This is a genomic window from Rhodoferax ferrireducens T118 (assembly GCF_000013605.1).
In the GTDB taxonomy this organism is placed as follows: domain Bacteria; phylum Pseudomonadota; class Gammaproteobacteria; order Burkholderiales; family Burkholderiaceae_C; genus Rhodoferax; species Rhodoferax ferrireducens.
On record NC_007908.1, the window covers coordinates 3,845,246 to 3,858,538 of the forward strand.

The following is a 13,293-nucleotide window of genomic DNA, read 5'->3' on the forward strand; positions in this document are numbered from 1 at the left end:
CGCGACCGCCGACTAGGGCGGGGTCAGGCCACCGCAATGTCGATGTCTTGCGGCAATGGCAGCACTTCTTCGGACTCGGCCAATTCGTCACTCACCGGATCAATTGCGTTTTCCCACTTGGCGACCACAGCGGTGGCGATGGCATTGCCCAGAATGTTGGTCACGGTGCGGCCCATGTCAAGGAAGTGATCCACGCCCAGCACCAGCAGCAGACCAGCTTCCGGCAGACCAAACATGGGCAACACGGCGGCCACCACCACGAGGGAGGCACGGGGGACGCCAGCGATGCCCTTGGAGGAAACCATCAGCACCAGCAACATGGTGACTTGCTGGCCGAGGCTCATGGGGATGTTGTAGGCTTGCGAGATGAACAACGCAGCAAAAGTGGTGTACATCATCGAGCCATCAAGATTGAAGGAATAGCCCAGGGGCAGAACAAAACCGGTGACCCGGTCTTTGACGCCGAACTTCTCCAGCTGTTCCATCAGCTTGGGGTAGGCAGATTCACTGCTAGCGGTGGAGAAGCCAAGCAGCATGGGGCCACGGACCAGTTTAAGGAGACGGAACACGTCCTTGCCCAACACAAAATAGCCAGCACTGATCACCACCAACCACAAGGTCGCCAGGGCGAGGTAAAAGCTGCCCATGTACCGGCCGTACACCAGTAAGATGCCCAGTCCCTGTGTGGTGATGACGGCAGCCACGGCGGCAAAAACACCGATCGGGGCGAAACGCATCACGTAGTCTGTGACCTGCAACATCACATGAACCATTTCCTCAGTGGTCTTTAGCAGGCTCTTGGCATTGCGGTCCTGCAGCTTGCCCAGCGCCACGCCAAAGAACAGGGCAAAGATGAGAATCTGCAAAATCTCATTGTTGGCCATGGATTCGAAGATGCTCCTTGGGAAGACGTGGGTGATGAAGTCCTTCAGGTTGAGCGCCGCCGTCTTCAGGTTGGTGACGGTACCGGCATCCGGCAAGGGCACACCAACGGAGTCACCCGGTCGCAACAGATTGGCCATGGTCAGGCCGATAAGCAGAGAACACAGGGACGCGCTGACAAACCAGCCCAAGGCCTTGGCGCCGATGCGGCCCACGGCCTTGGCATCGCCCATGCCTGCCAGGCCAGCCACCAGGGTGCCAAACACCAGGGGGGCGATGATCATCTTGATCAGTCGCAGGAAGATGTCGGTGAAGATCGAGAAATAGCCAGCAATTTCCTTGGCGGCTGCAGCATCAGGTGCCAAGGCATGGCAAACGTAGCCGACAGCGATGCCGGCCAGCATGGCCACGATGATCCACGTTGTGAGCTTGTTCATTTTCATTGGAGGACTCCGTTACCGCCTTAAGGCGGCGTTTAAGATTAAAAAATCGTAGGCGCTCCTAATTAGCACGATCTGCGCCATCGGAGGCCTTATCGATTCCCGGGTCCAGTGCTCTGATTTGTATGGTTATTTTTATTTTCCGAGAAGCCAGCGCGACGGGTTCCCGTATCTGTCGGCGTGCCAGCATTCGGTTATCCGAACTATCCTTGATCAATTTCATCTTTGAACTGGACGAGACTCTGTAGATTCCCCCCTGGCTCAGTTTTGCGCTGAGTTTGTCGGGAATTGGTTCGCCAACTTGCCTGTACATTCGTCTTGACGTGTATTTTGGGCAACCCTGCTCGCTGTATGAGAGCTATCCACAAAATCTGTTGTCTAGGCTGGGGATAAGAGCCGTAACTGTCAATTTGGGTTCGCACCGTCCCCCAAACGTGGGAGACGAAGTTGCTTCGGTTTGTTGGGTCAGTAAGAATGCTGCCGGCTTGGGCTAGATTCGTGTCGAATTAGCTCCTCAACCTGGGCTCGAACCTGGGGGTATGGGGCGACGATGTTGTGAATGATTGGCGAAGGCCGCATTCAGCCCGCCACGACTGGGCCACCCGTGAAGAATCAATTGAGCTTCCAGAAAGCTGCCTGGCGTGACCGTCGACAAACGCTGCACACCTGTCCCTCACCAGAATTAAGGCCTGCCACGTGAACCGGGGGCGCTTCCCGCAGAGGTTGGGGCGTGGGTCCCCTCCGATTTAGTTACGACATAACTTGCAAGCAAGTTAGTCTCCTCTGAAACTTCGTTTTCTGGGCATTTGACAGCATGAGGCGGGGCCCACGCCCCAACTTCTGCCATCCGATCAGTGCCGGCTGCCTACCGGCCGGATGGTGAGCGTGCCAATATTTGGGCCTATTGAAAAACGCCCTCTTCATGCCAAGATACAGGTCTGTTGAACTCTTACTCGTGGGGACGGTCTTTTGCCAGCTCTCATTATTTCCGCGCTGGCGCTGCTCTTTGTTCTCTGGCTGCTCGGCGAGCCCTATCTGACCGAGCGCAAGCGCCAGAGAATTCGCGCCCAGCCCTTCCCCGCCGCCTGGCGCGAGATATTGAAGCGCCGCGTGCCCTATGTGCGCGCACTGCCCGCCGACCTGCAACTCCAGCTCAAGCGCCACATCCAGGTGTTTGTCGCCGAGAAGACCTTCATCGGCTGCGCTGGCCTGGAAATCACCGACGAAATGCGCGTCACGATTGCAGCCCAAGCCTGCCTGCTGATCCTCAATCGGCCCGGCGACTACTACCCCAATCTGCGCCAAATCCTGGTCTACCCCGGCAGCTTCGTGGTCCATCAGGCGCACACGGACGACAGCGGTGTGGCTCACCAGGGGCGCCAGATCCTGTCCGGCGAATCCTGGTCCGAGGGCCAGGTGATCCTGTCGTGGCAGGACACGCTTGCAGGGGCCGCTACGCCCACCGATGGCCAAAACGTGGCGATCCATGAATTTGCCCATCAGCTGGATCAGGAAACCGGCCCCGCCAATGGCGCACCGCTACTGGCGCGGCGCGCGCACTACGCGCGTTGGTCGCAGGTGCTGGGGGCCGAGTTCGACGCGCTGAGAACCCGGGCCTCACCCGACGAGGCCTCCTTGTTCAGCGACTATGGCGCCACCGACCCGGCGGAATTTTTCGCCGTGATCTCGGAGGTGTTCTTCGAGCAGCCGCAGCGCATGGCAGAGGAACACCCGGCGCTGTACCACGAACTGGCCCAGTTTTACCGCCTGGACCCGCTGAGCTGGTAAGGCGGCAGGCACGGTTAACATGCCGCCATGATTCACGCTAAAAAACCTGTTCCCCCAGCCCCGCGCGAGGGTGAGCGCCTGGCCAAGCGCGTCGCTGAAATGGTGCCCTGCTCGCGCCGCGAGGCAGAACAGTACATTGAAGGCGGCTGGGTCAGCGTGAACGGGCAAGTGGTGGAAGAGCCCATGTTCCGGGTCTCTGACCAGCGGGTCGAGGTCGACCCCGACGCCAGCCTGCTGGAGCTCAGCGCCGTCACCCTGCTGCTGCACAAGCCGCCCGGGTTCGATGCCATGGCCGCGCCAGGCCAGGCCAATCGTCACGTCAAATCGGCGCAGCAATTGCTCAGCGCCGCCACGCACGCCACCGATGACGCGTCGGGCGTGCGACTGCTCAAGCGCCACTTTGCCAAGCTCACGGCCTGCGTGCCGCTGGAGACCGCCGCCAGCGGCCTGGTGGTGTTCACCCAGGACTGGCGCGTGCTGCGCAAACTCACCGAAGACGCTCAATTGATGGAGCAGGAAGTGATTGTGGAGGTGGCGGGCGAGGTGCCAGCGCAGAGCCTGCAGCGCATCAACCAGGGGCTGGCGGTGGACGGCCAGCCCCTGCCAGCGGTCAAAGTCAGTCTCAACAGCACCGGCGAGACCTCATCGAAGCTGCGTTTTGCCCTCAAGGGCTCCCACCCGGGCCTGATCGCCTACCTGTGCGAGCGTTTGGGGCTGCAGATTGTGAGCATGAAGCGCCTGCGCATCGGGCGGGTATCGATGACACAGTTGCCCCTGGGGCAATGGCGCTACCTGCAGGCGCATGAGCGGTTCTAGACGGCGCTGAACAGCCGATCGCGCGCCGCGTCGGTGATGGCCAGCACACACGGGTGCGTGATGCGCCGCTCCACCGACACCGCAAAAAATTCCTCCACCAGTTCATCGCTGCGGCCGATCACATCGACACCAAACTGTGCCACCGTCTCGGCTTCCAGCACCGTGGGCGCCATGAAAACGCCGCGCCCCTCGCGTCCGAACGCTTTCAGCAGTGCGGCGTCATCAAACTCGCCAATCACCTGCGGGTGAATCTGGTGCCGGGTCAACCAGCCCTCCAGTTGCTGGCGGACCGACGCCGAGCCGCCCTGGATCAACATCGGCATGTCATTCAGGCATTTTGGAAATAGGCCTTGCAGCCGGGACTTGAGCGTTGGCGCGCAGAAAAAACTCATGCTGCTGCTGCCCAGCGGGTGGCTGAAGGCCTTGACGCTGATGCGCCGGGGCAGCGGTTCGTCGGCGATCACCAGATCCAGGCGGTGCAAGGCCAATTGCGCCAGCAGATCAGGAAACTTGCCTTCGCTGCAAATGAGCTTGACCGGCTCCTTCACCAGCAGGGCGGGCTCCAGCAGACGGTAAACCACCGACTTGGCGACCGAATCAGCCACCCCAACCCGGAAGTCCAGCACCCGCCGCCCGCCGCGGGCCTGGCGCACGGCGGCCTCCAGTTCAGCGCCCAGCGTGAATATCTGCTCGGCATAGTCCAGCGCCAGCCGACCGTCCTCGGTCAACTCCAACTGGCGACCGCTTTTGCGAAAAAGTTTGCGCCCGAGCCACTCTTCGAGCAGCTTGATCTGGCCGGACAGGGTTTGCGGCGTCGTGTGCAGTTGCTCACCCGCGCGCATGATGCCGCCGGCCTTGGCCGTAACCCAGAAATAGTACAAGTGCTTGAAATTCATTCATTCGTCTCCAGCTTTAGCCATCGTCTTGCTCTGGCTGACACGGATCGCGTGTTCGCCATTTCGCGAACATTATTCGCTTTTTTCGAAGTTAAATTGTTACAAATACGAATTTACACGAAGTGATTGGAACTTTATAGTGTTGCTTGTGTCACACCATGTGATCGAAACAGGAGAATAACCATGCGACTCAGTACCAAAGGCCGATTTGCCGTCACAGCGATGATTGACGTGGCGCTACGCGAAAAATTGGGACCGGTTCCCCTGTCCGACATTGCGGTGCGGCAGCAGATTTCGCTCTCGTACCTGGAGCAAATGTTCAGCAAGCTGCGCCAGCACGGTTTGGTGGCCAGCACACGCGGACCCGGCGGTGGTTACGCGCTGGGGCAGCAGGCTGACCGCATCACAGTCGCTGACATCATTGGTGCCGTTGAAGACGAGACCGATCGCAGCACAAAAGACGCCGTTCGCCACGCGAAGACCGCCGCAAGCAGCGCGGGCAAGGACATGGCACAGGACCTGTGGGACAGCTTGAACACCAAAATGATGGACTACATGCAGTCGGTCACCTTGCGCAGTCTAGCGCTCGGGCAACTGGCCAAAGGGGTTCGGATTGAAGAAGAACCGGCACCCAACCGGGGGGTGTTCAAGAAGCCCAAACAGGAGTCTGTGCAGCGCAGTGTGCCCAACTCCGTCTTTGCACTGGGTCAGGCTATGCTGGCCCGGGGTTAACGCCCCGGGTTACCCCAGCACAGCGTCGGGAAAAAGTGTGAAGCCCACCGATAAGCCGGATTCTGTGCAGGATGGTTGCCCACCCTGTGACTGCCATTAATCTGGGCGGTTGGTCACCCAACCGCTCGGTGCTACCTACCCGCCAGCTCTGGGGGCCCCATCAACGCTGGCCTACTTGGTATTGCTGCGCGTAGAGATTGCCCGTTTCACCCGAACTTAATCGGCTCGTCTCTGTTGCTCTGATCCTCACCTTATAACGCGCACTTGCGTGCACGCATTTCAGTGGACAGCCGTTAGCTGCTACGCTGCCCTATGCAGTCCGGACGTTCCTCCAGTGCGGTGTTTCCACCCGACGCTTGCGCGTCGTCCTTGCGGCTTGCACCAGCGGCAGTCTGGCGGGCTTCACGCTCGTATTATCGCGGTTGAGCGTGGCTTACAGCCCTGGCTTCTAAACTTATACCCAAAACAATTGATCAAGTGGTTCAAAATAACTGTTCAATCATTTTTTGAGGAGCCGCCCCATGAAAGCCGACAACATCCTGCAAACCATTGGCAACACGCCGCACGTGCGTATCAACCGCCTGTTTGGCAACAGCCACAACGTGTGGATCAAGTCCGAGCGCAGCAACCCCGGTGGTTCGATCAAGGATCGTATTGCGCTGGCGATGGTGGAATCAGCTGAAAAGAGCGGAGAACTCAAGCCCGGGGCCACCATCATCGAACCCACCTCTGGCAACACCGGTGTGGGCTTGGCGCTGGTTGCCGCCGTCAAGGGCTACCCGCTGATTCTGGTGATGCCTGACAGCATGAGCATTGAGCGCCGTCGCCTGATGCTGGCCTATGGGGCATCGTTTGACCTCACGCCGCGTGAAAAAGGCATGAAAGGCGCGATTGCCCGCGCGCAAGAGTTGGTGGCGGCCACGCCCGGCAGCTGGATGCCGCAACAATTTGAGAACCCGGCCAACATCGACGCGCATGTGCGCACCACGGCGCAAGAAATTCTGGCCGACTTCCCCGATGGCATCGACGTGTTGATCACCGGTGTCGGCACCGGCGGCCACCTCACCGGCGTGGCGCAGGTATTGAAAGCCAAATGGCCTAACTTGAAGGTATATGCGGTGGAGCCTGTGGCATCCCCGGTGATCTCGGGCGGTGCGCCGGGACCCCACCCGATTCAAGGCATTGGCGCGGGCTTCATCCCGAAAAACCTGCACACCGACTTGCTCGACGGCGTGATCCAGGTCGATGCCGAACCGGCGCGCGAATACGCCCGTCGCAGTGCGCGTGAAGAAGGCCTGCTGGTGGGTATTTCCAGTGGCGCCACGCTGGCCGCCATCGCCCAAAAATTGCCTGGATTGCCCGCCGGAGCCACGGTGCTGGGCTTCAACTACGACACCGGTGAGCGCTACCTGTCGGTCGAGGGCTTTTTGCCGGCCTGATCCTCTTCGCGATCACGGGCTGCCCAAGTGCAGCCGGTAAAATGGGCGGCTTCTGCTTGATAGACACAAGCCAATTGGCCCTCACCATGATCCGACTCTCTGAGCTCAAGCTCGCGCTTGACCACACGCCTGACGACCTGCAGGCACTCATCCTGAAAATCCTGGGCATTGCGACCACTGAGCTAGCCCAGTGGCAGATTTTCAAACGCAGTTTTGACGCCCGCCAAGCGCAGGTGCGGGTGGTTTATATCGTGGATGTGGCGCTGGTTGAACCGGCGCAAGAAGGCCCGGTGCTGCAGCGGCATGCGGCTAACCCGCACATACAACCCACGCCCGACATGAGCTATCGGCTGGTGGCACAAGCCCCCGCGAATTTGGCCGTGCGCCCGGTGGTGGTTGGCTTTGGCCCGTGCGGCATTTTTGCCGCGCTCATGCTGGCGCACATGGGCTTCAAGCCGATCGTGCTGGAGCGCGGTAAAAAAGTGCGCGAGCGCACCCAGGACACCTGGGGCCTGTGGCGCAAGCATGTGCTCAACCCCGAATCCAATGTGCAGTTTGGCGAGGGCGGTGCGGGCACGTTCTCGGATGGCAAGCTCTATAGCCAGATCAAGGACCCGCGTTATTTGGGGCGCAAGGTGATGACCGAATTTGTCAAGGCCGGTGCACCGCCCGAGATTCTGGTGGAGTCGCACCCGCACATTGGCACCTTCAAGCTGGTCAAGGTGGTGGAAAACCTGCGCGCCCAGATCATCTCGCTCGGCGGCGAGATCCGCTTTGAGCAGCGCGTGACTGACGTGCTGGTAGAAGACAACCCACAAGGTCAGCATATGCGCGGCCTGACCGTGCTGGATCAATCGACCGGACAGAGTTACGACCTGCGCGCTGACCAGGTGGTCATGGCACTGGGCCACAGCTCGCGTGACACCTTCGCCATGCTGCATGAGCGCGGCGTCGCCATGGATGCCAAACCGTTCTCGGTCGGCTTTCGCATTGAGCATCCGCAGAGCGTGATCGACCGGGCCCGCTGGGGCCGCCACGCCGGCCACCCCAGCCTGGGCGCGGCCGACTACAAACTGGTGCACCACGCGCAAAACGGCCGCGCGGTGTACAGCTTTTGCATGTGCCCCGGCGGCACCGTGGTGGCCGCGACCTCGGAGCCGGGCCGGGTGGTGACCAACGGCATGAGCCAGTACTCGCGCAACGAACGCAACGCCAATGCGGGCCTGGTGGTAGGCATTGAGCCCACGGACTTCTGCCAGGATGAAGCCGCGTTTGTGCAAGCGTTTGGCACGGCAGCCGGAGCGCGCCATTTTGAAGGGTCGCAGCGTCTGAAACGGCAGAACCCCAAGGCCACGCACCCACTGGCGGGCATCAACCTGCAGCGCCAACTGGAGTCGGGCGCCTACCTGCTGGGCGGCAGCAATTACGAGGCGCCGGGACAACTGGTCGGTGAATTTATTCAGGGCCGGGCCTCTACCACCTTGGGCTCGGTGTTGCCGTCTTACCAACCGGGCGTAAAACTGGGCGACTTGCACCAGGCCCTGCCCGACTATGCGATTGCCGCCCTGCGCGAAGCCTTGCCGGCATTTGGCCAGAAGATCAAGGGCTTTGACATGCCAGATGCGGTGCTGACGGGCGTTGAAACCCGCACCTCATCGCCCTTGCGCATGCCGCGTGGGGACAATTTTCAGAGCGTCAACACGCGAGGGCTGTACCCCGCCGGCGAAGGCGCCGGCTACGCCGGTGGCATATTGTCAGCCGGGGTGGATGGCATCAAAGTGGCCGAAGCGCTGGCACTGAGCCTGACGCACTGAATCTATATAAAAACAGGCGCTAGCCCCCGTCAATCAGGCACAATAAGCTATAAAATTAATAGCGAACATTGCATCCTGGCAGCTCAGGATACAAAGGGCTGCGGTGCGACAGCGACCTCAGACTGCCCGCTTGAACAGCGCCAGCAGCGAGCCCGCCAGCACAAACAGGCTGCCAAAGGTGCGGTTCATGACACGAATGTGGGACGGTTCCTTCAAGGCCCCCAGCACCTTGGCCGCCAAGGCGGTGTAACCGGCCATCACCACCATGTCGGTAAACGCCAGCGTGGCGCCGATAGTCAGGTACTGCGGCAGCAGCGGCTGCGACAAATTCATGAACTGCGGCACCACCGCCAGCAGAAACACCGTGCCCTTGGGGTTGACCACATTGATCATCCAGGCGCGCAGAATCATGGAGCGCCGGCTGACAAGCTCGCCGGAATCTGACACTGCCACCATCGGCCGCGCAGGGGCGCGCCACTGCGCAATGCCCAGCCACACCAGATACGCCACGCCCAGCCACTTGACGACGGTAAACGCGGTGCTGGACGCCGCAACCAGCGCGCCCAAACCCACACCGACAACTGCCAACTGCGTCCAGATGCCCAGCACCAAGCCAAAAATGATGACATAGCCGCGCTTGAAACCATGATTCAAGCCGGCGCTCATCGAGGCAATGGCGCCCGGCCCAGGCGAGATGCTGATGGCCCACGAGGCGGCGAAAAAGGTTAACCAGGTAGAGAGTTCCATGCGCCGAGTTTAATGGGGCAAAAAGCTCACAGCGGCGCGTTTTGCAAAGCCGCGATGCGCTCTTCAATCGGCGGGTGGGTCGAGAACAGCTTGCCAATGCCACCCGCAATGCCCATGGCCGCCATGCTCTTGGGCAACTCGCCCGGCGTCATGCCACCGAGCCGCGCCAGCGCGTTGATCATCGGCTGCTTGCGATTCATGAGCTTGGCAGCGCCAGCATCGGCCCGGAATTCACGGTGACGGGAGAACCAGGCCACCACGATGGCGGCCGCAAAACCGAGCACGATGTCAAGCACGACGGTGGTGATCATGTAGCCAATGCCGGGGCCGCTGGAGCGCTCGTCGCCTTTGCGCAAGAAGCCGTCGATGGCAAAGGCGATCACGCGGCTCAGGAACACCACAAAGGTGTTCATCACGCCTTGAATCAGGGCCATGGTGACCATGTCACCATTGGCAACGTGGGCAACTTCGTGGCCGATCACGGCCTCAATCTCTTCACGCGTCATACCCTGCAACAAGCCGGTGGACACAGCCACCAGCGCCGAGTTCTTGAACGCTCCGGTGGCGAAGGCATTGGGCGCACCGTCAAAAATACCCACTTCCGGCATACCAATGCCAGCTGTGTCGGCCAATTTGCGCACGGTCTCCACAATCCAGGCCTCGTCGACGTTTTGCGGCTGGCTGATGATGCGCACGCCCGTGGTCCATTTGGCCATCGGCTTGCTGATCAACAGCGAAATGATGGCGCCGCCAAAACCAATGACCAAGGCAAAGCCGAGCAAGGAGCCCAGGTCAAGCCCGCTTGCCGTCAGGTAACGGTTCACCCCCAGCAAGCTGGCAACGATGCCCAGCACCGCGACCACGGCGACATTGGTCAAAACAAACAAGAGAATACGTTTCATGATTTCTTTCAAATACGGTTCAAAACCAGCGAACCATTGGCACCGATGTTAGGGGCGCGGTGTCCGATTTCAAGACTTTGCGCCACAATTGCCCATGAAGTTTACGGGCATTGGCTTGCGATTCGCATCACAGTGGACGGCGCGACTTTTCGACTTGACACCAGCAGCCGGGACAGAGCTGAAGTTCCGTCCCACCCCCATTTAAATCATTCGCCACGGCAGTGTTTCGCCAGACCGAAGCGGCTTGAGTTCGGCTTCACCAAAGGCAAAACGCGCCGGCGGTGTCCAGGTCTCGCGCCGCAAGCTAATGCGACCCGTGTTTCGTGGCAAGCCATAAAAATCGGCGCCATGAAAGCTGGCAAAAGCCTCCAGCCTGTCCAGCGCAGCCACCGAATCAAACGCCTCGGCATACATCTCCATGGCGGCGTGCGCCGTGTAGCAGCCAGCGCAGCCCGAGGCGTTCTCTTTCAAGTGGGCCGGATGCGGCGCGCTGTCGGTGCCCAAAAAGAACTTGTTCGAGCCGCTGGTGGCCGCGGCAAGCAGGGCCTGGCGGTGAACTTCCCGCTTCAACACCGGCAAACAGTAGTAATGCGGGCGAATGCCGCCGGTAAAGATGGCATTGCGGTTGTACAGCAGATGATGTGCGGTGAGCGTGGCGGCGGTGAAGCGATCCGCATCGGCAACGTACTGCGCGGCCTCTTTGGTGGTGATGTGCTCGAACACGATTTTCAGTTCAGGAAAATCACGGCGCAAAGGGATCAACTGCGTATCAATGAAGACCGCCTCGCGGTCAAACAGGTCGATCTCGGGTGCGGTCACTTCCCCATGCACCAGCAACAGCAGGCCCGCGCGCTGCATGGCTTCCAGCGTTGGGTAGGTCTTGCGCAGGTCGGTCACACCGGCGTCGCTGTTGGTGGTGGCGCCCGCCGGGTAGAGCTTGACGGCTACCACGCCGGCATCCCGCGCACGTTTGATCTCATCGGGGGGCAAGTTGTCGGTGAGGTAGAGCGTCATCAGTGGCTGAAACCGCAGGCCGGGAGGCACCGCTGCCTGGATTCGCTCCTGGTAGGCGAGCGCCGCCGCTGTCGTTGTGACGGGCGGGCGCAGGTTGGGCATGATGATGGCGCGGCCAAACTGGGCGGCAGTGTGCGGCACCACCGTGCGCAGGGCGTCGCCATCACGCACGTGCAAATGCCAGTCGTCGGGTTGTGTCAGGGTGATGGTGAGAGCCTGGGCTTGTGTCATGGTCGGTATTGTCCCAAATCAGCCAATGGGATCGACCTACAGCAACACAACATCGGTCGGATCCTTTCGGCCCTGCGCCAGCAAATAGTCCCACAAGGCCTGCGCCGCACTCTTGGTCGCGCGCTCAACTGATGGGGCCGATCTGTGCCCCCCGAGCTTGCCGTTTTCCTTGACCGAGGGCCGCTCCCGGTAGAGCCGTACCTCCATGGTGATCTGCAGACCTTTCAGGTCCAGCGGCACCGCACTTACCAATTTTCTGGCGCACAAATCTTTCTTGACGGCACTGAAAGGCAAAAAGGCAATGCCATGGCCTTCCAGCGCCATCGCCTTCAGGCCTTCCGCCATGTCGGTCTCATAAACGCGGTCAAAGTGAATGGCAGTGCCCGACTGCTTGAGGATCAGGTCCACCATCTGCCCCAAATAGGCGCCAGGCGCGTAGCCCAGGTACGGCAAGGGTTGGCCCGGTCGCCCTGGCAACAGAAACATCGGCGCACCGTCTGCATCCGGTTTGGCATAAGGCGCCACCACCTCTTCGCCCAAACTGACCATCTCGTAGCGATCAGCATCGAGCTGAAAGGGCTGGGACGGATGATGATAGGCAATCAACAGATCGCAACTCCCCTCCACCAGGCGCATGACGGCGTCGTGCACATTGAGCGCAATCAGGCGGCTCTTGATGGGGCCGAATTGTTGCCGCAAGGCCGACACCCAGGCCGGAAAAAACGTGAAAGCCAGTGTGTGCGGCACGGCAAATTCAATCACATCCTGCCCGGCAGAGGCATGCCCGCGCAGCATGGCGCGCGTGCTTTGCAGAGCCTGCAATACCTCCAATGACTGGGCATAGAGCGTTTCGCCCCCCGGGGTGAGACGGGTCGGATAATTGCTTCGATCGACCAGATCGGTGCCAGCCCATGTTTCAAGCGACTGAATGCGCCGCGAAAACGCCGGCTGCGTGACGTGGCGCAATTGCGCGGAACGGCTGAAACTGCGGGTCTCAGCCAGGGAGACAAAGTCTTCTAGCCATTTGGTTTCCATGCTCGGGATTATGCGCGAATTGCATGACCTTGGACTCTCATACTGACGAACCCTCGCCAACGCCGATCAACTACCCGCCATGTTTTCAATAGCTGCATGCGCTTATCTGACGGGAAAACAGGTTTTTCTTCAAGCTGGGTAGGCCGAGAATTGATCCGCCACAGCCCACCAACGGCCTTTCTCCCTGGCGAAGAAGAACATGTCTCGTCCCCCCATGTTGATGGTTTGTCCGCCCATGGTGAATGACATGTCGAAGTAGTAGGCCACAACCGCGGCGTCGCCATAGACATGGATGACGGGGTCGATTTCCTCCCAGTGGTGAATCTGCGTGGCCTCGGCAAAACCCTTCCAGCCCGCAAGGCACTCGGCGGCGCCGTCCCGCCGCAGCCGGTCGGTGGCGGTAATGGCGACCATGTTGGGGTGAAAGTAGTTGACAAGGTCATCCGGATCGCCTTGGGTCCAGGCATCATTCAATGCGCGCAGGGTTGCCCAGATTTCCTGTTTGACGGGGTCGTTGAAGCTGATGGTCATGGTGATTCCTTGTCGTGGGTGGTGAA

At 60.3% G+C, this 13,293-nt stretch carries 12 protein-coding genes and 1 other RNA gene; 5 read left to right on the forward strand and 8 right to left on the reverse strand.

What is annotated here, in order from left to right:
* Positions 1-23 precede the first annotated feature (23 nt).
* Positions 24-1,325 (reverse strand): dicarboxylate/amino acid:cation symporter, encoded by a 1,302-nt coding sequence (locus RFER_RS17500; RefSeq protein WP_011465725.1) that lies wholly within the window; start codon positions 1,323-1,325, stop codon positions 24-26.
* Positions 1,326-2,291: 966 nt separating this feature from the next.
* Here RFER_RS17500 and RFER_RS17505 point away from each other — a divergent pair.
* A complete protein-coding gene (locus RFER_RS17505; RefSeq protein WP_011465726.1) occupies positions 2,292-3,110 on the forward strand; it encodes a zinc-dependent peptidase in 819 nt (272 codons plus the stop codon).
* A 27-nt stretch (positions 3,111-3,137) separates the two neighbouring features.
* A complete protein-coding gene (locus RFER_RS17510) occupies positions 3,138-3,926 on the forward strand; it encodes an RNA pseudouridine synthase (protein WP_011465727.1) in 789 nt (262 codons plus the stop codon).
* Here the strand turns inward: RFER_RS17510 and nhaR are convergent.
* On the reverse strand, positions 3,923-4,822 hold the full coding sequence (gene nhaR, locus RFER_RS17515) for a transcriptional activator NhaR (RefSeq protein WP_011465728.1): 900 nt from the start codon (positions 4,820-4,822) through the stop codon (positions 3,923-3,925). The two genes, RFER_RS17510 and nhaR, sit on opposite strands and share 4 nt — an antisense overlap.
* A 183-nt stretch (positions 4,823-5,005) precedes the next feature.
* Here nhaR and RFER_RS17520 point away from each other — a divergent pair, with 183 nt between their 5' ends.
* On the forward strand, positions 5,006-5,554 hold the full coding sequence (locus tag RFER_RS17520; protein ID WP_011465729.1) for an Rrf2 family transcriptional regulator: 549 nt from the start codon (positions 5,006-5,008) through the stop codon (positions 5,552-5,554).
* Between the two features lie 35 nt (positions 5,555-5,589).
* Here RFER_RS17520 and rnpB read toward each other — a convergent pair.
* An RNA gene (gene rnpB / locus RFER_RS23160) (RNase P RNA component class A) lies at positions 5,590-5,958 on the reverse strand.
* A 117-nt stretch (positions 5,959-6,075) separates the two neighbouring features.
* On the opposite strand from rnpB, the gene cysK reads away from it, so the two are divergent.
* Entirely contained in the window at positions 6,076-6,993 is a 918-nt protein-coding gene (cysK, locus tag RFER_RS17525; protein WP_011465730.1) for a cysteine synthase A, read from the forward strand.
* A gap of 86 nt (positions 6,994-7,079) precedes the next feature.
* A complete protein-coding gene (locus RFER_RS17530; protein ID WP_041792767.1) occupies positions 7,080-8,807 on the forward strand; it encodes an NAD(P)/FAD-dependent oxidoreductase in 1,728 nt (575 codons plus the stop codon).
* Between the two features lie 117 nt (positions 8,808-8,924).
* Here RFER_RS17530 and RFER_RS17535 read toward each other — a convergent pair whose 3' ends face one another.
* The 5 genes from RFER_RS17535 to RFER_RS17555 form a co-directional block, all read right to left on the reverse strand.
* Complete coding sequence (locus RFER_RS17535) at positions 8,925-9,554, reverse strand: LysE family transporter (protein ID WP_011465732.1); 630 nt, start codon at positions 9,552-9,554, stop codon at positions 8,925-8,927.
* Positions 9,555-9,580: 26 nt separating this feature from the next.
* On the reverse strand, positions 9,581-10,456 hold the full coding sequence (gene htpX / locus RFER_RS17540) for a protease HtpX (RefSeq protein ID WP_011465733.1): 876 nt from the start codon (positions 10,454-10,456) through the stop codon (positions 9,581-9,583).
* A gap of 201 nt (positions 10,457-10,657) precedes the next feature.
* Complete coding sequence (gene pyrC, locus RFER_RS17545; protein ID WP_011465734.1) at positions 10,658-11,701, reverse strand: dihydroorotase; 1,044 nt, start codon at positions 11,699-11,701, stop codon at positions 10,658-10,660.
* Between the two features lie 36 nt (positions 11,702-11,737).
* Entirely contained in the window at positions 11,738-12,736 is a 999-nt protein-coding gene (locus RFER_RS17550) for a LysR substrate-binding domain-containing protein (protein WP_011465735.1), read from the reverse strand.
* Between the two features lie 129 nt (positions 12,737-12,865).
* A complete protein-coding gene (locus RFER_RS17555; RefSeq protein WP_011465736.1) occupies positions 12,866-13,267 on the reverse strand; it encodes a YybH family protein in 402 nt (133 codons plus the stop codon).
* Positions 13,268-13,293 lie beyond the last annotated feature (26 nt).

Excerpts from the sequence above, each read along its gene's own strand:
- RFER_RS17510 (WP_011465727.1), top strand. The coding sequence starts at position 3,138 with ATGATTCACGCTAAAAAACCTGTTCCCCCAGCCCCGCGCGAGGGTGAG.
- RFER_RS17500 (WP_011465725.1), bottom strand. The coding sequence starts at position 1,325 with ATGAAAATGAACAAGCTCACAACGTGGATCATCGTGGCCATGCTGGCC.
- nhaR (WP_011465728.1), bottom strand. The coding sequence starts at position 4,822 with ATGAATTTCAAGCACTTGTACTATTTCTGGGTTACGGCCAAGGCCGGC.
- RFER_RS17535 (WP_011465732.1), bottom strand. The coding sequence starts at position 9,554 with ATGGAACTCTCTACCTGGTTAACCTTTTTCGCCGCCTCGTGGGCCATC.
- RFER_RS17555 (WP_011465736.1), bottom strand. The coding sequence starts at position 13,267 with ATGACCATCAGCTTCAACGACCCCGTCAAACAGGAAATCTGGGCAACC.
- htpX (WP_011465733.1), bottom strand. The coding sequence starts at position 10,456 with ATGAAACGTATTCTCTTGTTTGTTTTGACCAATGTCGCCGTGGTCGCG.
- RFER_RS17530 (WP_041792767.1), top strand. The coding sequence starts at position 7,080 with ATGATCCGACTCTCTGAGCTCAAGCTCGCGCTTGACCACACGCCTGAC.
- cysK (WP_011465730.1), top strand. The coding sequence starts at position 6,076 with ATGAAAGCCGACAACATCCTGCAAACCATTGGCAACACGCCGCACGTG.
- RFER_RS17520 (WP_011465729.1), top strand. The coding sequence starts at position 5,006 with ATGCGACTCAGTACCAAAGGCCGATTTGCCGTCACAGCGATGATTGAC.
- pyrC (WP_011465734.1), bottom strand. The coding sequence starts at position 11,701 with ATGACACAAGCCCAGGCTCTCACCATCACCCTGACACAACCCGACGAC.
- RFER_RS17550 (WP_011465735.1), bottom strand. The coding sequence starts at position 12,736 with ATGGAAACCAAATGGCTAGAAGACTTTGTCTCCCTGGCTGAGACCCGC.